Below are 22,041 nucleotides of genomic sequence, written 5' to 3' on the forward strand. Positions count from 1 at the left end.
TCTCCCAAGGCGTTTACGGGAGTTTCACGATAGGCGTGGGGGATGACGGTTTGGCGGCGGCTGGATGACAGTCCGATGAAAATTTCCATCGAAAAGCAAAAGATCGCAGCCTTCGGCAGCTCCTACACCGATCTCTGTAGGAGCTGCCGAAGGCTGCGATCTTTTGATCTTAGTCGTCGAGGGCTTTTACGGCTTTGGGCGACAACCGCAAGCTACGCAAACTGCGTTTCACACTCTTGAGATGGTTGACCAGACTCGGCCCGCGCGCCATCGCCACGCCCATCGCCAGCACGTCAATCACCACCAGATGCGCAATGCGCGACGTCAGCGGCGTATAGATTTCAGTGTCTTCGTGAACATCGATGGCAAGGTTGACCGTCGACAGTTCCGCCAACGGCGTCTGGCTCGGGCACAGGGTGATCAGCGATGCACCGCTCTCACGCACCAGATTGGCAGTGATCAGCAGATCTTTCGAACGCCCGGACTGGGAAATGCAGATCGCCACGTCGGTCGGTTTCAGCGTCACTGCCGACATCGCCTGCATGTGCGGATCGGAATACGCCGCTGCGGTCAGCAGCAAACGGAAGAACTTGTGCTGGGCATCCGCCGCCACCGCGCCCGACGCGCCGAAGCCGTAGAACTCGACACGCTGCGCCTGGGACATCAGCGTCACCGCGCGCTGCAACTCCACCGGATCGAGCTTCTCGCGAACCTCCATCAGGGTGTGCAGGGTCGTATCGAAAATTTTCAGGCTGTAATCGGCGACCGAGTCGTCTTCATGGATCGCGAACTGGCCGAAGCTGGCACCGGCGGCCAGGCTCTGCGCCAGTTTCAGTTTCAGATCCTGAAAACCGGAACAACCGATGGCGCGACAGAAGCGCACGATGGTCGGCTCACTGATGCCGACGCTGTGCGCCAGGTCAGCCATGGAACTGTGCATCACTGCCGCAGGGTCAAGCAGCACGTGGTCGGCGACCTTGAGCTCCGACTTGCGTAACAGGTGACGTGACTGGGCGATGTGTTGCAGCAGATTCAAGGGGCTGGACTCTTGTTATGGTCGGGGATGTAGCAAGCTTGTAGTTATACTACATGAATTGGCTTTTTGCCTGCTCAATGCGTAACTCCATGTCCCCATATCAGGCGCGATGGGGTGCATGTAGCCCTTAAAGCGGATTTCCCTGTTGGCGCAAAAGCCCGGCCAGACCGGCGGCCTCCACCGGTCGACTGATCAGATAGCCCTGCACTTCATCGCATCGCTCTGCGCGCAAAAATTCCAGCTGCTCGTGCCGTTCGACGCCTTCGGCCACTACTTTCAGCGACAGTCCATGGGCCATGGCAATGATCGCGCGGGTGATCGCCGCATCTTCACTGCCCTCGCCCAAACCGCGAATGAACGCCTGATCGATCTTCACGTAATCCACCGGAATCCGCTTGAGATAACTCAATGACGAATAGCCGGTGCCAAAATCGTCGATGGCAAGCTTCACGCCCAGATCGCGCAGTTGCTGGAAGGTCGCAATGATGTGCTCAACGCTGTCGAGCAACTGGCTTTCGGTCAGTTCCAGCTCAAGGTAGTGCGGCGCCAGGCCGGTTTCCTCCAGCACCTGGCGCACCAGACTGACCAGTTTGCCTTGGCGCAACTGATGCACCGACAGGTTCACCGAAACACGGATCGGCGCCAGCCCCTGACGCTGCCATTCGCATGCCTGCCAGCAGGCCTGACGCAATACGAATTCGCCGATAGGGCCGATCAGACCGGTTTCCTCGGCCAGCCCGATGAAGTCCCCCGGCGGCACTCGGCCCATCGTTGGATGATCCCAGCGCACCAGCGCCTCCGCCGCATTCAGGCGCCCGGTTTCCAGGCACAGCTTCGGCTGATAAAACACCTTCAATTGCTTCTCATCGATGGCTTTGCGCAGCTGGTTTTCCAGCTGCAAACGCTCAAGCGTGCTGGCCTGCAAGCTCTCGGTGTAGAACTGGAAGTTGTTGCCGCCCAAGTGTTTGGCATGTTGCATGGCCATGTTCGATTGACTGACCAGCGCGGAAATCTCCCGGGCGTTATCGGGCAACATGCTGATGCCCATTGAAGCGCTGACCACTAACTCATGCCCTTCGACCGTCAGCGGCAGACGCAGCTTGGTCGACAGTCGTGTGGCGACGCGGGCCAGACTCGACAGGTTGCCGTAAGCATCGAACAACACCGCAAATTCGTCACCGGACAGCCGGGCGATGGTGTCGGCTTCCGGTAAGGCGTTGACCAGCCGCCGGGCCATTTTCTGCAACAACTGGTCAGCGACTTCATGGCCGAGGCTGTCGTTAAGCAGTTTGAAGCGATCGAGATTGATGTGCAGCAACGCCAGGCTGCGCCGCCCGCCCTGCCGCACCCGTTGATGCGCCTCGTGCAGGCGTTCGCGGAACAGCGAGCGGTTCGCCAGCCCGGTCAGTTCGTCGTAATGGGTCAGATAGCGCATGCGCTCTTCGGATTCGCGTCGCGCCGACAGATCGGCGAAGAAGCCGACGATATGGCTGACATTTCCCCGACTATCGCGCACCGCGTTGAGTTGCAGCCACTGCGGATACAGCTCACCGTTCTTGCGGGTTTCCACCAGTTCGCCCTGCCAACTGCCGTGCTGCTCCAGCGCATGGCGGATCGCGACGTAATGGCGGCGGGCATCGCGACTGCACGGCAGCTCGACGACGTTGCGCCCGAGCATGTCGTCGATGTCATAACCCGTCACGCGGCTGAAGGCCTGGTTGATCGCGATCAATGCGTAGTTCGGGTCGAGAATCACGATGCCTTCGCTGGCAGCTTCAAACACCGTCGCCGCCAATCGCTGCTGCTCCTCCAGATGCTTGCTGGCGCTGATGTCGCGCCGCGTGCCGAGCATGCGGATCACCCGCCCGCTGTCGCTGCGCTCCACGGCGCGGCCACGGTCTTCGATCCACACCCAATGGCCATCGCCGTGACGCACGCGGTATTCGATCTGATAGTCCTCGGTGCGGCCCTTCAAATGCTCTATCAGCGCGTGCTTGAGCGACGGCAGGTCTTCCGGGTGCAGACGGGGCTTGAGGTCGCGCAGGATGGCCGTGACGTATCCCGGGGCAAGGCCGACTAACTCCTGAATCTGCGTGTGATGGACTTCGTCGGTTTGCAGGTTCCAGTCCCACAGGCCCAACTCACTGGCCTTCAACGCCAGCGCCAGACGCGCCTCGCTTTTGCTCAAGGCCTGATTGGCCGCGTCCAGTTCGCGGCTGCGCAGGGCAACGCGGTCTTCCAGCTCAACCTGGGCTTCGCGCAATTTGCCCTCGGCACAGCGACGGTGTTCGATTTCCTTGGCCAGTTCCTGATTGAGCTGCTCGCTGCGAGCTTGCGTCTGTTGCAGGTGTTCGATCAGGTGCTGATTCTGAAAGCGCCGTAACAAGCCACGATCAATCAGCCGATTGACCTGCCACGCCACCACACTCAGCGAGCCCAACAGGATCAACCCGAGCCAGCCCCAGCCCCGCGCCATGTCATCACCGCCCCAGAACAGAAAGCCAATCGCCGGCAGCAGGCACGGTAAGGTAAAGGACAGAAACGCCGGCAGGCTCACCGCATAGGCGACGCTGGCCGACAGGGTCGCCGCGCCGATCAGGCCGAACACCCAGGCCTGCTGCATAAAGTTGTCGGCGGGCACGAGGGCGATGCCGGCTCCGGCCAGGGTCAACCCGGTCATGGTCGAACCGATCAGAAACATGCGGAACCAGATCGGCTGGGCCTGACGATCAGGGATCGCCGAATCGAACGCCGCGACCTGAATCACCCGTAGCGCCACCAGCGACAACAGCCACACCAGCCAGACGCTGACCACGAAGTAGCGCTGCGGGCTCCAGAGCAAACCGGCGCAGACCAGACCATTGATCAACATGAAAAGGGTGGGCAACAAGGAGCCCTGATAGAGCAGGCGCGTGCGCTCGACTGCCATTTCGACTGCATAGTGCTTGCGGATAACCCGGGGTTCCACAGAGGGGCCCGACAGTTCGGCGCTGAGGGTCATGGGCAACGTTCTTGTTCTTATAAGGGGGCGTGCGCCCGAAACGTGAACGGAGCATACACAAGCCAACCCCTTTGCCAAACTGCCCCGGATCATAATTTCAGCGAAACTTTTCGCCCCCGTGGCACCGACAAAACCCGCAAAGCGAGACGGGCTGACGCTTGTAGCCAGTGACCGACCGGTCGTCATCGGCAGCAGTTTCATCGGCTAATGCAAAGCTCGGTTTGCCCGGGCCTGCGGCGCACCCTAGAATGCCCCGATGCGCGATGATCTCTCCCTTCTGCTGAACTCCCTCAACGATGCCCAACGCCAGGCCGTAGCAGCCCCCGTTGGCCGTCAGTTGGTCCTGGCCGGTGCTGGCTCCGGTAAAACCCGAGTGCTGGTGCACCGTATCGCCTGGTTGATCCAGGTCGAAAACGCCTCGCCCCACTCCATTTTGTCGGTGACCTTCACCAACAAGGCTGCTGCCGAGATGCGTCACCGCATCGAGCAGTTGCTGGGCCTCAACCCGGCCGGCATGTGGGTCGGCACCTTCCACGGCCTGGCGCACCGCTTGTTGCGGGCGCACTGGCAGGAAGCGGGCTTGAGCCAGACTTTCCAGATTCTCGACAGCGATGACCAGCAACGGCTGGTCAAGCGGGTAATCCGCGAGCTGGGCCTGGACGAGCAACGCTGGCCGGCCCGTCAGGCCCAGTGGTTCATCAACGGACAGAAAGACGAAGGCCTGCGTCCGCAACACATTCAGGCCAGCGGCGACTTGTACCTGGCCACCATGCGCGGCATTTATGAAGCTTACGAGGCTGCCTGCCTGCGCGCGGGCGTTATCGACTTCTCCGAACTGCTGCTGCGCGCCCTCGATTTGTGGCGTGATCACCCGGGCCTGCTGGCGCACTATCAGAAACGCTTCCGGCACATTCTGGTGGACGAGTTCCAGGACACCAACGCCGTGCAGTACGCCTGGTTGCGCTTGCTCGGCAAGGGTGGCGACAGCCTGATGGTGGTCGGCGACGACGACCAGTCGATCTACGGCTGGCGTGGCGCGAAAATCGAGAACATTCATCAGTACTCGTCCGACTTCCCGGACGCCGAGACCATCCGTCTGGAGCAGAACTACCGCTCCACCGCCGGCATCCTCAAAGCGGCCAACGCCCTGATCGCCAACAACACCGGCCGTCTCGGCAAGGAGCTGTGGACCGACGGCGGCGACGGCGAGGCGATCAACCTGTACGCCGCGTTCAACGAACACGACGAAGCACGCTACGTTGTCGAAACCATCGAAAGCGCGCTGAAAACCGGCTTGGCTCGCAGCGATATCGCGATTCTGTACCGCTCCAACGCCCAATCCCGCGTTTTGGAAGAAGCCTTGCTGCGCGAGCGCATTCCGTACCGCATCTATGGCGGCCAGCGCTTCTTCGAGCGGGCGGAAATCAAGAACGCCATGGCGTACCTGCGCTTGCTCGAAGGTCGCGGCAACGATGCGGCACTGGAGCGGGTGATCAACGTCCCGGCGCGCGGCATCGGTGAGAAAACCGTCGAAGCCATTCGCGAGCATGCACGCCACAGCGATGTATCGATGTGGGAAGCCATGCGCCAACTCGTCGCCAATAAAGGCCTGACCGGTCGCGCGGCCGGTGCACTCGGCGCGTTTATCGAGCTGATCGAAAACCTCGCTGCCAAGTGCATGGAGATGCCGCTGCATTTGATGACGCAAACCGTCATCGAGCAGTCCGGCCTGATCGCCTACCACGAAGCGGAAAAAGGCGAGAAGGGCCAGGCTCGGGTAGAAAACCTTGAGGAACTGGTCAGCGCCGCACGCAACTTCGAGAACACCGAAGAAGACGAAGAACTGACGCCACTGGCGGCATTCCTCGGCCACGCTTCGCTGGAGGCCGGCGACACTCAGGCCGACGAACACGAAGACAGCATTCAGCTGATGACCCTGCACAGCGCCAAAGGCCTGGAATTCCCTTACGTGTTCCTGGTGGGCATGGAAGAAGGCTTGTTCCCGCACAAGATGAGCCTGGAAGAGCCGGGGCGTCTTGAAGAAGAACGGCGCCTGGCCTACGTCGGCATCACCCGGGCGATGCAGAATCTGGTGATGACCTATGCAGAAACCCGACGCCTGTACGGCAGCGAGACCTACAACAAGGTCTCGCGTTTCGTACGTGAAGTGCCGAAAGGCCTGATTCAGGAAGTGCGCCTGTCGAACAGCGTCAGCCGACCATTCGGCGGCAACCAGTCGATGAGCGGCAGCAACCTGTTCAGCGGCAGCGAGATTCCGGAAACCGGCTTCAGCCTGGGTCAGGCTGTGCGTCACTCGATCTTTGGCGAGGGCGTGATCCTCAACTTCGAAGGCGCCGGGGCCCAGGCTCGGGTGCAGGTGAACTTCAGCGAAGGCAGCAAGTGGCTGATGCTGGGTTACGCGAAGCTGGAAGCGATCTGACGTTCACGCGTAGAACAAATGTGGGAGCGAGCCTACTCGCTCCCACAGGGATCGATTTCTTTCTGAACCTATCGACTTTTCCTACAGCCAAAAGTACATGGCCTTATTGCCGCGACCGAGCTGAACGTAACCTGTCAGGCAAAAGCCCGAAACACTCTCTCGCTAGCCAGCAACAGTTCAGCTGTGCAACATGGCGCGCGTGTCTCCACAAACGGGAATTCCCTTTATGAAACGTTTTCTTAGCATCGCCATGGCGTTGTGCATCGGCCTGACGATGAGCCTCGACGCCAACGCCAAGCGCTTTGGTGGTGGCAAAAGCGCCGGCGCTGCGCCGACGCACCAGACCAGCCAGATGGCTCCTTCTTCCCCAGGCGTGGGCGGCGCTGCAGCGACCGCTGGTGCTGCCGGTGCCGCGGGCGCTGCTGCCAAGGCTGGCGGCGCTTCGAAATGGCTCGGCCCTCTGGCCGGCATCGCCGCCGGTGGTCTGCTCGCTTCCATGTTCATGGGCGGCGGCTTCCAGGGTATGCAGATCTTCGACATCCTGATCATGGCCGTGATCGCGTTCGTGATCTTCCGCTTCATCGCCGCTCGTCGTCGCAAGCAGCAGGAGCAACTGGCTCCGGCCGGCGCGCCAATGCAGCGTGAAGTGTTCGAACAAAAGCCTGCCGGCATGGGTTCGATCTTCGGTGGTTCGGCTGCACCTGCCGCCGCCCGTCCGGTAATCAACGCACCGGCCTGGTTCAACGAACAGAACTTCCTTGAAGCAGCCCGTAGCCACTTCCAGTCGCTGCAGCAGCACTGGGACGCCAACGAAATGGACAAGATCGCCGAGTTCGTGACCCCGCAAATGCTTGAATTCCTCAAGCGTGAGCGTGCGGATCTGGGCGACGCTTTCCAGTCGACCTACATCGACAATCTCCAGGTGCAACTGGATGGCGTGGATGACCGTGCGGACAAGACCATCGCCACCCTGACCTTCAGCGGCGTGTCGAAGACTTCGCGTTTCGACCAGGGCGAAGTGTTCAGCGAAAGCTGGAACATGGAACGTCCGCAGGGCGACAACCAGCCTTGGCTGGTGGCTGGTATCCGCCAGAACGGCTGATACCCTCTGCCTTAAGCATGCGGTAACGAAAACCCCGGACTTGTCCGGGGTTTTTCTATTTCGCGGTTGCATCTATAGCGAGCTACTGTATAAACCGGCCCATATAAACCGCGCCATTCAAGCAAGAGGATCCCGGACGTGGAAGAAATCATCGAACAACTGCGCGAAGCCAACGAACCCGTACCGGTTCCATTGGAGTTGCCTGACGAAGACTTGCTGGTCGAAATCGAAGAACAGCTGTTCATCGACATTCCGTTTGTCTTCAGAGAGTTTTTGCTGACGGTCAGCGACGTGGTTTACGGCAGCCTGGAACCGGTGACTGTCACCGACCCGCAATCGCACACCTACTTGCCGGATGTCGCCGCCAACGCTTGGGATGCCGGCGTGGATCGCAGCCTGATCCCAATTTGCCAGGACGGCGACGACTACTACTGCGTCGAAGAAGACGGCACCGTGGTGCTGTGGCAGGCCGAAGAAGAACTGATTGCCGAAGAAACCTGGGAGTCGGTGTGGCACTGGGCGCGGGACGTCTGGCTGGAAAGCTGATCGGCCAAACGCCCCGGTTGGTCAGTGGCCCGACGACTCCTTGTGGTTGTCGAGGGTTTCCAGCAAGGCCACCTGCATCCGCGTGTGCACGCGGATGAACCATCGCCAGAGCAGCGCCGCCACGGCGGCCGCGACCACGGCGATCAGCACCAGCAACTTGTTGGTCGGCAAGATACTGGCCGACAAGGCTGCCAGCAGCAGGAAAATCACCAGCAGCGAGAGAATCGGGATCACTTCTGAGATCACCCGACGCACTCGCTGCGTGTGCCGCCCGGCCATCTCCGGCTTCACGCCCATTTCCGCCAGCAGCATCGACAGTGCCTTGAGCTTGCGATAGGCGGCGATGAGGAACGGCAGCGACACCAGCAATGCCCCGCCCCAGATCAACGCCTTCTGCCAGCTCGAATCACTGATCCAGTCTTGCAGCGACAGCGAGATGCGCTCGGCGAAATACGCGCCGGCAAAGAAGATCGCAATCACCAGCGCCAGATTGACCCCGACCTGCAACAGAATCCGCCGGATCATCGACGCCAGCATGGCGCCCTCGCCTTGCGGCTGGATGCTGCGCAGCCATTCGCCGTACATTCCGAATACCCGTGCGAGAGGCTTGGGCATGGCGGCAGACAGCTTGATCGACAGCGGATCCGCCGCGCGAATCAGGTACGGCGTCAGCAGTGTGGTGATCACCGACACTGCCACGGCCACCGGATAGAGGAAGTTGCTGGTGACCTGCAAGGTCATGCCCAGCGCGGCGATGATGAAGGAAAATTCGCCAATCTGTGACAGCCCCATCCCTACCCGCAGTGAGGTCCGTCCGTCATTGCCGGCGATAAAGGCACCAAGGCCGCAGGACAGAATCTTGCCGAGCACCACGGCGACGGTGATCACCGCGATCGGCCACGCGTATTGCAGGAGAATCATCGGGTCGAGCATCAGGCCAATGGCGACGAAGAAGATTGCACTGAACAGGTCTCGAACCGGCTCGATCAGCCGCTCGATCTTCAGCAGTTGCCGCGACTCGGCCATGATCGCGCCAATCAGGAACGCCCCCAGCACCATGCTGTATTCGAGCTTGACCACCAACAGGCAGAAACCGAAACACAGGCCCAATACGGTGATCAGCAGCATCTCGTTGCTTTCGAATTTCGCCACGTAAGCCAACAGACGCGGCACCAGCAGAATGCCAATCACCAGCGCGACAATCATGAACAGCGACAGCTTGCCAACCGTGGAAAATACTTCGCCGGAGCTGACAGTGCCGCTGACCGCGATACTCGACAGCAAGGCGATGATGCCGATGCCGAGGATGTCCTCGACGATCAATACACCGAAGATCAACTGCGCGAAGCGCTCGTTCTTCATCTTCAGATCGTTGAGCGCCTTGACGATGATGGTGGTCGAGGAAATCGCCAGGATCGCGCCGAGGAACAGCGAATCCATAGTGTTCCAGTCGAACCAGCGGCCGATTTCGTAGCCGATCCAGATCATCAGCACGATTTCGAGGAACGCCGCGATAAATGCCGTGGCACCGACCTTGAACAGCTTGCGCAAGCTGAACTCCAGGCCAAGGCAGAACATCAGGAAGATCACCCCCAGCTCGGCGAGGGTCTTGATGGTTTCTTCGTCGTGGATGAGGCCGAACGGCGGGGTGTGCGGGCCGATGATAAACCCGGCGACGATGTAGCCAAGCACCACTGGTTGCTTGAAGCGATGAAATAGGACGGTCACCACACCCGCGACCAACATGATCACTGCCAGGTCCTGAATAAAACTGATGGCATGCATGGCGTGGGCTCCTTGAATGACGAGGCTCGCAGTCAGACATCAGAAAAGTCTGAGCGAGCTGGGTAAAAATCCGCTTTTCGTGTGGGAATTGCCCTTGAGGCGGGCTTTTGCAGGGTAACACCGCGACTTCCGGCAGGAAGGCGGTGCAATATAAGGAAACAGATCGATCCCGGCGTGACGGCGGTCCGTCGCCCGGCGTCCCGATAACGGTACTTTTGAAAAGCGACCAGGCACCCGCAGAGGTGCTTCCAGCAAACCCGCCTTGATCCGTGAGAACGTTATGGAACCCGGAAACGCCCAGCTGTCGATGACGGTACTGATGACCCCCGACATGGCCAACTTCTCTGGCAATGTCCACGGCGGCACCCTGCTCAAATACCTCGACGAAGTGGCCTACGCCTGCGCGAGCCGTTATGCCGGCCGCTACGTGGTGACGCTGTCGGTGGATCAGGTGATTTTCCGCGAGCCGATTCATGTCGGCGAACTGGTAACCTTTCTGGCGTCGGTCAACTACACCGGCAACACCTCGATGGAAGTCGGTATCAAAGTGGTGACCGAGAACATCCGCGAGCGCTCGGTGCGCCATACCAACAGCTGCTTTTTCACCATGGTCGCGGTCGACGATCAGCGTAAACCGGCTCCAGTGCCGCCGCTGCAGCCGCAGAACAGCGAAGACAAACGCCGCTACATACAGGCCCAGCAGCGCCGGCAGATTCGTCAGGAGCTGGAAAAGCGTTATCAGGAAATAAAAGGCGACGCTTAAGATCAAAAGCAAAAGATCGCAGGCTGCGGCAGCTCCTACAGAGGATTAACGTCCACCCTGTAGGAGCTGCCGCAGCCTGCGATCTTTTCGCTTTTAAACGATTAAAGACTGATCGGTGTAGCCTCGAACTTCACCCGCGGATGCGCAATACGATCCTGCGCTCGCACCAACTGCAGCTCATAACTGGCACACGCCCGAGTCTCCAGCAGCACCTCATGCACCGCTGCCGCCGTGAACTCGAACGCGGCTACCAGACTGTCGCCCAGCAGCACCCGCGCCAGAAACAGGCCGGACGTCAGATCGCCCACACCCACCGGTTGACGCGGAAACGCCAGCAACGGACGGCGCAGATGCCAACTGCCCTCGGCAGTCACCAACAGCATCTCGAAAGCCTCCGCCGGTTTGCCCGGGTAGTCCAGATGCTTGACCAGCACCGCTTTCGGTCCGCGCGCCAGCAGCGCCCGCGCCATCGCCAGGCAATCGAACAGCGATTGCGGCTTGCGCCCGGAAAAGCTGTCCAGCTCCAGTTGGTTCGGGCACATGAAGTCGGCCACAGCCGCTGCTTCTTCCAGCAAGAAATCACTGACCTCAGCCGGTACGCTGCAACCCTTCTCCGGGTGGCCCATCACCGGGTCGCACAGATAGAGAGCCTTCGGGTTGACCGACTTGATGCGTGCAACGCCGCTGAGAATCGCCCGGCCCTGCGCTGCGTTACCCAGATAACCGGATAGCACCGCGTCACAGTTGCCCAGCTCACCAATGGCCGCAATACCTTCGACCAGCTCGGGAATCTGTTGCGGCGCCAGCACTTCGCCGGTCCATTGGCCGTACTGGGTGTGGTTGGAAAACTGCACGGTGTTGAGCGGCCAGACATTCACCCCGACCCGCTGCATCGGAAATACAGCGGCGCTGTTACCGGCGTGGCCGAACACCACATGGGACTGAATGGCGAGCAGATGAGGCGTACGTTTCATTCGGGTTTTCCGTAAAACGATTGAAATTCAAGCCGCGCAGTATGCGACGAAACGCAGCCTGTACGACAGACCGGCGACGCAGTTAAGCTGACGCTATCTTTTGGAGTCCCTTGTTGATGCTGACCCTCGAAAACATCTTCGTGTTGATGCTGTTCGCCGCTGCCGGCGCTTGGCTTTGGCACAACCACGGCTTGCGCGAGCGGGCGCTGGAGCGGGTCAAACAGCATTGCACCAACGTCGGCGTCGAGCTGCTGGACGGTAACGTCGCGTTGAAGAAAATTGGTTTGATCAAGGATGCCAGTGGTCGGCGACGCCTGGCGCGGGTCTATAACTTCGAATTCACCGTGACCGGCGAAACCCGACACAACGGCACCATCACCCAATTCGGCGCCCATAGCGCGCAGATCGAACTGGCGCCCTACCCGGCCCCATTCGACGACACGCCGCCAGTGGTTGAGGTGCATAAGCCTCGGGCTGAAGTGATCGAGCTCAGTCAGTGGCGGCAGGAACATACCAAGTGGAAGCCGTGAGTCAGCCTGCCTGAATCCGACACTGCGCCAGTCCAGCCTGTAATTGATCGATATTTTGCGGATCGGCGAAGATCAGCTCGATCCGCGAGTCCTTACGCCATTCGCTGGCTGTCCAGTTCAGCATTGAGTTATCCAGCGCATTCGCCGAAACCCAGCCGTCCGCGCTGTGGATAACCAGTTTGGCCCTTGCCCACACAAGGCTTTCAAGCCAAACGGCCATTCGATGCATGTCTAACTGCTGACTCGGATGCCAGCGCCATCCGATACTCCAACCGCCCTCCTGCGCCTGACTCAGGCAAATCGGTTGCGTCGGATCGCTCCAGACCGTCGGCATCTGCGCCAATCCTTTGGGCACGACCCAGTTATCCACACCCGCCACCGCTTGAATGGCCAGACCTGGCAGTTCGCTCAAGGACAGTTGCGCCTGTTGCGTCCAGATCAGCCTGACGGGTGGCAACTGACTGGATATTTTCTGTAGAGCGACCTCATCCATGTTTTCAGCCTTGTTAAGCAACAACAAGCCGGCGCTGGCCATCGCTTGCTGTTGCGCAGCCGGCAGCGCTTTCCCCGCGTTGAGCGACTGGGCATCTAACACCAGCACACACGGCTGTATGGCGAGTACGCCCTGCCATGGTGCTTCACTCAGTTGCTTGAGTAATTGCGCCGGATGGCCCAACCCGGATGGCTCGATAAACAGCCGATCCGGCCTGGCCTTGCGCAGCAACCGCCCGAGGCCGATCTGAAACGGCGCGCCATTGACGCAACACAAGCAGCCCCCGGCCACTTCGCCCAGTGCGATACCATCGCCGTCGCGGGTCAGCAGTGCGGCGTCGAGGCCGATCTGGCCGAACTCATTAATCAGCACCGCCCAGCGCTCGCCTTCCGGCCGTTGCGTCATGAGATGGCGGATCAGGCTGGTCTTGCCGGCGCCTAACGGGCCTGCAATGACATGAGTAGGAATGTTCTGCAACATGGTGGGTATTTTCTGAGGAAAGCTTCTGAGGAGGTTGAAGATGCGTTGGATGGGATGGTCGTTGCTGTTAATGATGATGTCGAGCGAAGTGTTGGCCCAGGCCTGCGTGGTGCACAGTCAGGGCGAGCGGCTCGACGTCAAAGTCTGCCAGCAAAACCGCAACATCCCGGAAAAGCTGTTCAACGACGGCTTTTGCCAGCCCACACTAGCCGGGCAGAAAGTCGACGTGCAGTACGTCGATCAATGCCCGACCGGAGCTTTCGGCGTGTGCAGCAACGCGCAAGTCGCCAATATGCCCTATCGCCAAGACATCCACTATTACGGCGTTGCCACCGATGCCGCGTATCTGAAACCTTACTGCGAAGGCCGGAGCCAGGGTGCTTGGCTCAAGCCTTGAGCCGTTAGCCGAGCCAGTCGAGGGTCAGGATCAGTCGACGCTCATCGTGAGCGAGTTGCGGCGAGCGATGGATCAGGCCGAAGCCTTCATTGCCGTGCCATTTTTCGCCTTTCAACAACGCCACATCAGCGCATTTGAGTTGCTGGATCTGCCCTGCTTCCTGAGGCTCGGCGTTGGCCTGGCCCAGTTGCTGACGATCCATTGCGCCTTCCCTGAGCCACTGGCTGCCGACTCCCGCGTAGGTGGTGATCAGGCGCACCGGTACATGATCGACGTGAAAGCGTGGGCACATGGCTTTATCCAACACCCGCAGGCGCAGGCCGATCCGCCGGGCGCCGAGCAGGCACGCGAAGGCGCTCACGAGCCATTTCAGATCAGCGATAAAGCCGTCATAGCCTTGCAGATCGCGAAACCCCAAGGCTAGCCCGGTAAGATCCGGCTCTGCCTCCTCGTCGGATAACTCCAGGCAGCGCGACTCGGCCAGAGGCTCGTTGAGTGACAGCAGCAAGTGAGCGAAATCGGCGATGTGCAGCGGCAGTTGTCGCTGCCAGACGGCGAGGTTGGTGTCGTCCTCAAGGATTCGTGTCAGCACCTCGGGCGTCGGGCCTTGATGCTGATGGCGTGTGCGGTTTTGCTGGAGTTTCAATGCGAGCATCAGGCAGCCTCTTCGTGCCAAGGGCCGAACGGATCCGGCAGCAATCGCCAGCCTTCAACACCGATCGCCATTTCATCGTCGGTCAGCAGACAACCATCCAGTTCGGCAGAGAGCTGTAGGAAATTGATGTTTTGGCCGATGAAGACCAGTTCCTGACGACAATCTCCGACACTCGACGTCCAGTTTTCCATGATCGCCTGGGCACTTTCCTGATCCTGCGGCCACTGGTTTTTCGGCACGAAACGCCACCAGCGTCCAGCAAAACCGTGGCGCATCAAACCGCCGGCCTGCGACCAACTGCCCGCATCTGTAGGCTTGCTCGCCAGCCAGAAGAAACCTTTGGAGCGCAACAGTTTCCCGTTCAGCCATGGGCGGTCGATGAAGCTGAAGAAACGCTGTGGGTGAAAGGGCCGGCGCGCGCGGTAGGCGGTCGAAGCAATGCCGTACTCCTCGGTTTCCGCGACGTGCTCGCCGCGCAATTCCTGCAACCAACCGGGCGCTTGCGCGGCTTTCTCGAAGTCGAAACGGCCGGTGTTGAGGATCTTCTCCAGCGGCACTTCGCCCATCACCATCGGGATGATTTCGGCGTGTGCGTTGAGACGTTTGAGGATGGCGATCAGCTCTTCACGCTCATGTTGGCTGATCAGATCGATCTTGCTGATGAGCAGTACATCGGCAAACTCGATCTGCTCGATCAGCAAATCGGTGATGGAGCGTTCGTCCTCTTCGCCCAGGGTTTCACCGCGAGAGGCAAGGCTTTCGGCAGCCTGGTAGTCGATGAGGAAATTCACGCCGTCGACTACAGTGACCATGGTGTCGAGGCGCGCGATGTCGGCGAGGCTTTGTCCCTGTTCATCGCGAAAGGTGAAGGTCTCTGCCACCGGCAGTGGCTCGGAGATACCGGTGGACTCGATCAGCAAGTAATCGAAGCGACCATCGCGAGCGAGCTTGCTGACTTCTTTGAGCAAGTCTTCTCGTAACGTACAGCAGATACAACCGTTACTCATTTCTACGAGTTTCTCTTGGGCGCGGTTCAGGCTGACATCGCGCTGAACTTCGCTGCCATCAATGTTGATCTCGCTCATATCGTTGACGATGACCGCTACGCGCATTCCCTTGCGATTACGTAGTACGTAATTCAAAAGTGTACTTTTTCCAGCGCCGAGAAATCCGGAAAGAACGGTGACGGGCAGTTTGGCTGACATTGGGTAATCCTCTTCAGGTAGCAGCCGATCTGCACTTTTGTGTGGCGCGCGACGTTCTGGGCTTCATACGACGGTTCGTAGAAGGTAAACGCTTGAAATCGGCTGAATCAGGCTTAGCTCAAATTAATGTTATAGTATAACAACATGAATTAGCCAGCCTTGCTCTTGCCCCTTAGAGATAAAGAGTCAGAAGCTGCCATCAGTCCGCCGATGGGGAATGTGATGAAAATTGCGCTGAAATGCTGTTCCACGCGCTTCTGATGCAACGTGGTGATGCCGGCCAGACTGCCGAGAATCGTACTTCCCAGTTGCAAACTCGCGGCGATGGTAGCGTTCATTGACATGTCGAGAATCACACCGGCGAGCGTCGGATCCTTGTCCTTCAGATTCAGCAAACCGGTCGCACCGAGCAGATCCGCACCGTTCTCTCGCTGTGCCATGAAACGCGCAGTCGCCGATGTCGCGCTTCGGATGAGTTCTATCCCGAGGTGTTTCACGTGGAACCTTTAGTGTCGGGATTGCCTGATTGTTCGAACGAATCACCGTGTCGCCGAGCGCTCAGAGTCTCACGCTGCGGATCTTTGTCTTTGCGGCTGAGACAGTGAAAGTTAAAGCGAACACGGCGGCGAGGATCAGATTGAGCAAGTGGCATCTGTGAATATGAAAGCCTGTTCATGAAAAATGCGTCGTGATTTGAATTGTTATAATGTAACATTAAATTCAATCAACACGATGGTCCCGAACATGAATTCGCTGACACTTCCGGATATCGCTGCGCAGGCTGCGCGCCAAGCGTTAACACTCGAATGGGTGGGCATGCGCGGCATCGCTTTGCCAGTCTTGTTAGAGAGCCAACGGCTGAATGCCAAAGTCGATGCAGGTGTAAGCCTTGATGACGGCGATGCTCGCGGTATTCATATGTCACGACTGTATCTGGCACTGGAAACCCTTGAGCGGGACAACCTTTGCCCTACTTTGCTGCGTTACGTACTCCAGCGTTTCGTCGATAGCCATGAAGGTTTATCCAACAACGCGTACCTGAATATCCATACAGAGATTCTGCTGAAAAGGCCTGCACTGGTCAGTCCTTTGGCCGGTTGGAAATCGTATCAAGCGACCATTTCAGCCAGTCTGAAAAACGAAATGTTCCACGTGGAACTCAAAATCGATGTGCCCTACTCTTCGACGTGCCCTTGTTCTGCAGCCCTCGCAAGACAATTGATCCAGCAACAATTCATCGACGACTTCGCAAACAAGCCGCTACAACACGCCGACGTTTTAACTTGGCTCGGTTCTACCCAGGGCATCATCGCCACGCCGCACAGCCAACGCAGCACCGCACAACTGCATGTTCATCTCGATGAATTCATCGATGAGTTGCCGCTGAGTGCACTCATCAATGACGCAGAAGCAGCACTCGGAACAGCCGTCCAAACCGCCGTGAAACGCGCTGACGAACAAGCCTTCGCACTCGCCAATGGACAGAATCTGATGTTCTGCGAAGACGCCGCGCGTCGACTGAGTCTGGCACTGCGTCGCTCCCCCGGCGTCAGTGCTTTTCATCTGCGGGTGATCCACGCCGAAAGCTTGCACGCACACGATGCCGTTGCTGAAAGCCACTGGCACCGGGAGCACGCATGATTCGCTGCCAATCATTGAGTTGGGGCGCACCCGGTCAACCGCTGACATCCCCCCTCAGTCTCGAACTCGACAGCGGTAGTCTCACGGCAATCATCGGTGCGAACGGCTGTGGCAAAAGCAGCCTGCTGAAAGTCATCGCCGGACTGCAAAAGCCATTGGCAGGCAACGTCACCCTGAGTGTTCCACGCCAAAGCGGATTGTCCTTCCTCCCCCAGCAACAGCATCTGGATCGCCAGTTCCCCATCAGTCTCCAAGATTTGGTAGCCGCTGGTTTCTGGGGACGACGACTGTCCACGCAATTGCGCGCTCAACGCCTCGCTGCGGCACTGGAAAACTGGCACCTGAGTGGACTCGAAGATCGTCCGCTGATGGCCCTGTCCGGCGGAGAATTACAACGTGCCCTGCTCGCTCGATTGAGTCTGACCGACTCACCTGTGCTACTGCTCGACGAGCCCCATGCTGCACTTGATGAGCTAGGTCAACGGCTGCTATGGCAACACATCCACGCATGGCATGGCGAAGGTCGAACATTGGTCGTGGTTTGCCATGACCTCGCCGCCGTCCGCCAACACATCCCAAAAACGCTGTTAATCAAAAACGGAGATTGCGTATTTGGCGCCAGCGCAGAACTCATCCAGCAGTCACCTCACACTCAGGTGGCCTGATGCTCACCTTCGCTCACTTCTGGCAACCGTTCACCGAGTTCGTCTTCATGCGCCGCGCCCTCCTCGGGGGCCTGGTATTGGCCTGCAGCACCGCGCCACTGGGTGTGTTTCTGATCCTGCGGCGCATGAGTCTGATCGGCGACGCCGTGGCCCACGGCATCCTCCCCGGCGCCGCATTGGGCTTCTGGTTCGCCGGGCTGAGTCTGCCTGCGTTGACCTTTGGCGGTCTCGCCGCGGGTCTGAGCATGGCCGGCCTCGCCGCCTGGATTACCCGCCGCACAGGCCTGCGCGAAGATGCTAGCCTCGCGGCGATCTATCCCATATCGCTGGCCAGTGGCGTGTTGATTCTGGGCATCGCCGGCAAACGCCTCGACCTCTTGCATCTACTGTTCGGCTCGGCATTGGCCGTCGACGGACCAACCCTCAATGGCATGTTGTGGGTCTCGGCATTCAGCCTGATCGCGATGATGCTGATCTACAAACCCCTATTGCTCGACACCCTCGACCCATTGTTTTTAAGAACCGTGAGCCGCCTCGGTCCTCTCGCCCACGGCGTATTCCTGACCCTGGTTGTGCTGAATCTGGTGATCGGTTTCCAGGCGATCGGCGCGTTGATGGTGGTCGGCCTGATGATGCTGCCCGCTGCCGCTTCTCGATTCTGGAGCCGCCGATTGCCGCCCCTGATTGCCATCGCGGCGATCATCGGTTGCGTCTCGGTGTGGTTCGGCTTGCTCGTCTCTTTCTATTACTCGCTCCCTAGCGGCCCGGCCATCGTGCTGGTCGCTGGCACGGGTTATCTGCTGTCCGTGGTGTTCGGGCCGGTCCATGGCCTGCTGCGCCGCCCGCCTTTGCTCACATCCCAATGAGGTGTTTCCCGATGCGCGCTCTACTCGTGCTGTTCAGTCTGATGCTGTCGATGTCCTTATCGGCAGCGGAGAAAATGCCGGTGGTCACCAGTTTCAGCATCCTCGCCGACATGGTTCATCAGGTCGGCGGCGAGCATATTCAGATCATCAACATGGTCGGGCCTGACGCTGACGCTCACACCTATGAGCCGACTCCGGACGACGCCAAAGCGCTGCTCAAAGCCAAACTGATCATCAAGAACGGCTTGGGTTTCGAGCCGTGGCTGGATCGCCTGGTGAACAGCACCGACACCCAAGCCACAGTCATCAGTGCCAGCCATGGCGTGATTCCACGTTCACTCGATGAGGACGGTGAAACCATTCCCGACCCGCACGCCTGGCACAATCTGGCCAACGCCGAGTTGTACGTCGCCAACATCACCAAGGCACTGGTCGCCGCTGATCCGACGAACAAGGCCGACTACGAGCGCAACAGTAAAACCTACCTGAAACAAATCTACGCCCTGCTCGCCAAAGCCAAGGCCAAGCTCGGATCGCTGCCAGCAGGCAACCACAAAATTGTCACCAGCCACGATGCGTTCGGTTATCTCGGTCAGGCTTACGGCATCGACTTCATAGCCCCGCAAGGTCTGTCCACAGAACGCGACCCTTCCGCTGCAGAAGTCGCTGCGCTGATCACCCAAATCCGCCAAGCCAAAGTCAAAGCGGTGTTCATGGAAAACATCAAGGACGCACGACTGCTCAAACAGATCGCCGACGAGAGCGGCGCCCACATCGGCGGCACGCTCTACTCGGATGCCCTCGCGGCGAGCGGCCCGGCCAGCACCTTCACCGGGCTGTTCGAATACAACCTCAACACCCTTTACAACGCGCTGAGCCAACCATGATCCGCAAGAATCCTTCAGGCGATCTCCCCCAAATTGCCGAGTCGGCCTACGTCGATAAAACCGCGATCATCTGCGGCAAAGTAGTGATTGGCGAAAACGTCTTCGTCGGTCCTTACGCAGTCATCCGCGCTGACGAAGTGGACGCTTCGGGCAACATGGAGCCGATCACCATCGGCGCCAATTCGAACATCCAGGACGGCGTGGTGATCCACTCCAAATCCGGTGCGGCGGTGACCATCGGCGAGTTCAGCTCCATTGCTCACCGCTCGATCGTCCATGGCCCCTGCGTGGTCGGCGACCGGGTGTTCATCGGCTTCAACAGCGTGTTGTTCAATTGCGTGGTCGGCGACGGCTGCGTGGTGCGGCATAACTCGGTGGTCGACGGTCGTGATTTGCCGGACGCGTTCTACGTGCCCTCCACTACCCGGATCGGGCCGAACACCGACCTTTCGTTATTCCCGCCGGTGAGCGTCAGCGCTTCGGAGTTTTCCGAAGATGTGGCGCGCACCAACGTCGATCTGGTGCGCGGCTATAAAGCCTTGCAGAACGAGTTCTGAACCATGAGCAGCGTACTGATCCGCAACGCCAGACTGGTCAACGAGGGGCGTGAGTTCGACGCAGATTTGCTGGTTAGCAACGGCCGCATCGTCAAGATTGCCCGCAGCATCGAAGGTGAAACCGCGCGCGTGGAAATCGACGCCAAAGGCCAATGGCTGCTGCCGGGCATGATCGATGACCAGGTGCATTTTCGCGAACCCGGCGCGCCGGCCAAGGGCAGCATACATAGCGAATCCCGCGCGGCGGTCGCGGGTGGCATCACCAGTTTCATGGACATGCCCAACACCAATCCGGCGACTCTCACCCTCCAAGCGCTGGCGGATAAGAAGCGCCGTGCGGCAATCAGTTCGGTGGCCAATTACGCTTTTCACTTTGGCGTGAGCCAGGACAATCTCGACACCGTTGCCGCACTCAATCCTTGTGAAGTGGCCGGGGTCAAAGTGTTCATGGGCGCGTCTACAGGCAACATGCTGGTGGATGACCCACAGATTCTTGAACGACTGTTCGCCGAGGTACCGACGATTCTGTTGGCACACTGCGAGCACACGCCGAGTATCGACGCCAACGCGGCCAACCTGCGTGAGCGGTTTGGTACTCATCTGCCTCCTGCGGCTCATGCACTGATTCGCAATGCCGAGGCGTGTTATCGCTCCTCCTCACTGGCCGTGGATCTGGCGAGACGTCACGGCACGCGCCTGCATGTTTTACATCTGACTACCGCCCCTGAACTGGAACTGTTCGAGGACAAACCCCTGACGCAAAAACGCATCACTGCCGAGGTCTGCCTGCACCATTTGTTGTTCGATGATCGCGACTACTCAAGCCTCGGCAACCTGATCAAATGCAATCCGGCGATCAAGACTCAGGCCTACCGCGATGCATTGCGTGAAGCGTTAAACAGCAATCGACTGGATGTGATCGGCAGTGATCATGCCCCCCATACGTGGGACGAAAAGCAGCGTCCCTATGCCGAAGCGCCTTCGGGGTTGCCGTTGGTGCAGCACGCCCTGCCGGCGTTGCTGGAACTCGTGGCGGAGGGTGTGCTGCCGATCACCACGCTGGTGGCGAAGATCAGCCACCGTGTGGCGGATCTGTTTGCGATTCCGGATCGGGGTTATCTGCGTGACGGGTATTGGGCGGATCTGGTATTGGTTAAACCAGAGATGCTGGATGTGTCGCGGCAACCGGTTCTGTCGCAGTGTGGATGGACCCCGTTTACCGGTCGAAGCTTTCGGCATCGGGTAAGGATGACGTTGGTGTCAGGGCAGATTGCCTGGCACGAGGGCCAGGTGAATGAGGGGTGTCGGGGATTGCCGCTGCGGTTTATGCGCTGATGCCTTCGCGAGCAGGCTCGCTCACACAAGTACAGCGCACAACCAGTGGGAGCGAGGCTACTCGCGAAGCTTTCAAGCTCTTGGTTTGACCGTGCCGCAATCCTGTCCCAGCCACACTGCACGGGTTTCCAGGCTGCCCTTCTGGTTGATGCCAATGGCATTGAACGTACCGTTGGCAACCGTGGTGAACTCACGATCACTGAGGAACGTCGCCACACCAGTACCCTGAGCTTTCGGGCAACTGAAGCGGAATTTCCACTGGTTACCGCTGCGCTCGGTAATCTGCTGTTTGCAGCCCGATTGTGGATCGGCCAACGGAATATCATTGGTCGCCACTTGCTGTGGAGTCAGGCAGGCGCGGATGCCCTTGCCGCCGATATTGATGCCGTTTTTCTCCAGCGCCGCCCGTTGCTGCGGCGTCATCTGGCCTTGAAGCTGACCCAGGATCGATTGCACATCCATTGGCTGGTCATCGACTTTCACATTACTCGACGTCATTTCCCACAACCCCGGCTGCAGCATTTGCGCCTGCGCAATCACCGGCAATGCCAAACCCAGGCCCAACGCCAAACCCAGCAGACGAACGTTCATCGAGAAACTCCTGATCAGTAGTGGCCGTTAGACGTCGGCCGATTGCTTCGGTTCATGCGCCAATTAAATAGCGACATTCGCCACAGAACATG

20 protein-coding genes and 1 pseudogene are annotated in these 22,041 nt (G+C 59.2%); 12 read left to right on the forward strand and 9 right to left on the reverse strand.

The window, feature by feature from the left end; all coding sequences use genetic code 11:
- Positions 1-169 precede the first annotated feature (169 nt).
- Positions 170-1,036: a transcriptional regulator HexR gene (gene hexR, locus IAI51_RS03285; protein WP_007962240.1), complete on the reverse strand. Its 867-nt coding sequence runs from the start codon at positions 1,034-1,036 to the stop codon at positions 170-172.
- Positions 1,037-1,163: 127 nt separating this feature from the next.
- The gene (locus tag IAI51_RS03290) at positions 1,164-4,037 is read right to left on the reverse strand and encodes a putative bifunctional diguanylate cyclase/phosphodiesterase (protein WP_187677182.1); all 2,874 of its coding nucleotides are present in this window, start codon (positions 4,035-4,037) and stop codon (positions 1,164-1,166) included.
- A 256-nt stretch (positions 4,038-4,293) separates the two neighbouring features.
- Here IAI51_RS03290 and uvrD point away from each other — a divergent pair, with 256 nt between their 5' ends.
- The 3 genes from uvrD (at position 4,294) to IAI51_RS03305 (ending at position 8,125) form a co-directional block, all read left to right on the forward strand.
- Positions 4,294-6,477, forward strand: coding sequence for a DNA helicase II (gene uvrD / locus IAI51_RS03295; protein ID WP_187677183.1), 2,184 nt, complete (start codon positions 4,294-4,296; stop codon positions 6,475-6,477).
- Between the two features lie 226 nt (positions 6,478-6,703).
- Positions 6,704-7,579, forward strand: a complete 876-nt coding sequence (locus IAI51_RS03300) for a Tim44 domain-containing protein (RefSeq protein ID WP_187677184.1) — start codon at positions 6,704-6,706, stop codon at positions 7,577-7,579.
- Positions 7,580-7,717: 138 nt separating this feature from the next.
- Positions 7,718-8,125 carry an SMI1/KNR4 family protein gene (locus IAI51_RS03305; RefSeq protein ID WP_003187120.1) on the forward strand — a complete coding sequence of 136 codons (408 nt, stop codon included), beginning with the start codon at positions 7,718-7,720 and terminating at the stop codon, positions 8,123-8,125.
- A gap of 21 nt (positions 8,126-8,146) precedes the next feature.
- Here IAI51_RS03305 and IAI51_RS03310 read toward each other — a convergent pair whose 3' ends face one another.
- Positions 8,147-9,910: a cation:proton antiporter gene (locus IAI51_RS03310; protein WP_187677185.1), complete on the reverse strand. Its 1,764-nt coding sequence runs from the start codon at positions 9,908-9,910 to the stop codon at positions 8,147-8,149.
- 280 nt (positions 9,911-10,190) lie between these two features.
- On the opposite strand from IAI51_RS03310, the gene IAI51_RS03315 reads away from it, so the two are divergent.
- On the forward strand, positions 10,191-10,673 hold the full coding sequence (locus IAI51_RS03315) for an acyl-CoA thioesterase (protein WP_083349923.1): 483 nt from the start codon (positions 10,191-10,193) through the stop codon (positions 10,671-10,673).
- A 101-nt stretch (positions 10,674-10,774) separates the two neighbouring features.
- Here the strand turns inward: IAI51_RS03315 and pdxY are convergent, their stop codons facing one another.
- Positions 10,775-11,647 carry a pyridoxal kinase PdxY gene (pdxY, locus tag IAI51_RS03320; RefSeq protein ID WP_187677186.1) on the reverse strand — a complete coding sequence of 291 codons (873 nt, stop codon included), beginning with the start codon at positions 11,645-11,647 and terminating at the stop codon, positions 10,775-10,777.
- 116 nt (positions 11,648-11,763) lie between these two features.
- Between pdxY and IAI51_RS03325 the strand changes: the two genes are divergently transcribed.
- A complete protein-coding gene (locus IAI51_RS03325) occupies positions 11,764-12,177 on the forward strand; it encodes a DUF3301 domain-containing protein (protein ID WP_187677187.1) in 414 nt (137 codons plus the stop codon).
- Between the two features lies 1 nt (position 12,178).
- On the opposite strand, the gene IAI51_RS03330 is transcribed toward IAI51_RS03325, so the two are convergent.
- Entirely contained in the window at positions 12,179-13,150 is a 972-nt protein-coding gene (locus IAI51_RS03330) for a CobW family GTP-binding protein (RefSeq protein WP_187677188.1), read from the reverse strand.
- Between the two features lie 40 nt (positions 13,151-13,190).
- Here IAI51_RS03330 and IAI51_RS03335 point away from each other — a divergent pair, with 40 nt between their 5' ends.
- Positions 13,191-13,547 carry an NADH:ubiquinone oxidoreductase gene (locus IAI51_RS03335; protein ID WP_187677189.1) on the forward strand — a complete coding sequence of 119 codons (357 nt, stop codon included), beginning with the start codon at positions 13,191-13,193 and terminating at the stop codon, positions 13,545-13,547.
- A 4-nt stretch (positions 13,548-13,551) separates the two neighbouring features.
- Here IAI51_RS03335 and IAI51_RS03340 read toward each other — a convergent pair whose 3' ends face one another.
- The 3 genes and pseudogenes from IAI51_RS03340 to IAI51_RS03350 all read right to left on the reverse strand — a co-directional run.
- A complete protein-coding gene (locus IAI51_RS03340; RefSeq protein ID WP_187677190.1) occupies positions 13,552-14,202 on the reverse strand; it encodes a DUF1826 domain-containing protein in 651 nt (216 codons plus the stop codon).
- A complete protein-coding gene (gene zigA, locus IAI51_RS03345; protein WP_187677191.1) occupies positions 14,202-15,407 on the reverse strand; it encodes a zinc metallochaperone GTPase ZigA in 1,206 nt (401 codons plus the stop codon). Before zigA ends, IAI51_RS03340 begins: the two co-directional genes overlap by 1 nt.
- A gap of 176 nt (positions 15,408-15,583) precedes the next feature.
- Positions 15,584-15,871, reverse strand: a pseudogene (locus IAI51_RS03350) (N-acetylmuramoyl-L-alanine amidase); the annotation flags it as partial.
- Between the two features lie 280 nt (positions 15,872-16,151).
- Between IAI51_RS03350 and folE2 the strand changes: the two are divergent.
- From folE2 to IAI51_RS03380, 6 genes are read left to right on the forward strand one after another with little or no spacing between them, the layout of a single operon-like run.
- A complete protein-coding gene (gene folE2, locus IAI51_RS03355) occupies positions 16,152-17,048 on the forward strand; it encodes a GTP cyclohydrolase FolE2 (protein ID WP_187677192.1) in 897 nt (298 codons plus the stop codon).
- Entirely contained in the window at positions 17,045-17,713 is a 669-nt protein-coding gene (locus IAI51_RS03360; protein ID WP_187677193.1) for a metal ABC transporter ATP-binding protein, read from the forward strand. The genes folE2 and IAI51_RS03360 overlap by 4 nt, the downstream gene beginning before the upstream one ends.
- The gene (locus tag IAI51_RS03365) at positions 17,713-18,579 is read left to right on the forward strand and encodes a metal ABC transporter permease (RefSeq protein ID WP_187677194.1); all 867 of its coding nucleotides are present in this window, start codon (positions 17,713-17,715) and stop codon (positions 18,577-18,579) included. The genes IAI51_RS03360 and IAI51_RS03365 overlap by 1 nt, the downstream gene beginning before the upstream one ends.
- Before the next feature lie 11 nt (positions 18,580-18,590).
- Complete coding sequence (locus tag IAI51_RS03370) at positions 18,591-19,466, forward strand: metal ABC transporter substrate-binding protein (RefSeq protein WP_187677195.1); 876 nt, start codon at positions 18,591-18,593, stop codon at positions 19,464-19,466.
- A complete protein-coding gene (locus tag IAI51_RS03375) occupies positions 19,463-20,023 on the forward strand; it encodes a DapH/DapD/GlmU-related protein (RefSeq protein WP_187677196.1) in 561 nt (186 codons plus the stop codon). The genes IAI51_RS03370 and IAI51_RS03375 overlap by 4 nt, the downstream gene beginning before the upstream one ends.
- A 3-nt stretch (positions 20,024-20,026) precedes the next feature.
- The gene (locus IAI51_RS03380; protein WP_187677197.1) at positions 20,027-21,358 is read left to right on the forward strand and encodes a dihydroorotase; all 1,332 of its coding nucleotides are present in this window, start codon (positions 20,027-20,029) and stop codon (positions 21,356-21,358) included.
- 72 nt (positions 21,359-21,430) lie between these two features.
- Here the strand turns inward: IAI51_RS03380 and IAI51_RS03385 are convergent, their stop codons facing one another.
- Positions 21,431-21,949 carry a DUF3617 domain-containing protein gene (locus IAI51_RS03385; protein ID WP_187677198.1) on the reverse strand — a complete coding sequence of 173 codons (519 nt, stop codon included), beginning with the start codon at positions 21,947-21,949 and terminating at the stop codon, positions 21,431-21,433.
- Positions 21,950-22,041: the final 92 nt, after the last annotated feature.

The sequence above is a fragment of the Pseudomonas sp. N40(2020) genome, assembly GCF_014472415.1.
In the GTDB taxonomy this organism is placed as follows: domain Bacteria; phylum Pseudomonadota; class Gammaproteobacteria; order Pseudomonadales; family Pseudomonadaceae; genus Aquipseudomonas.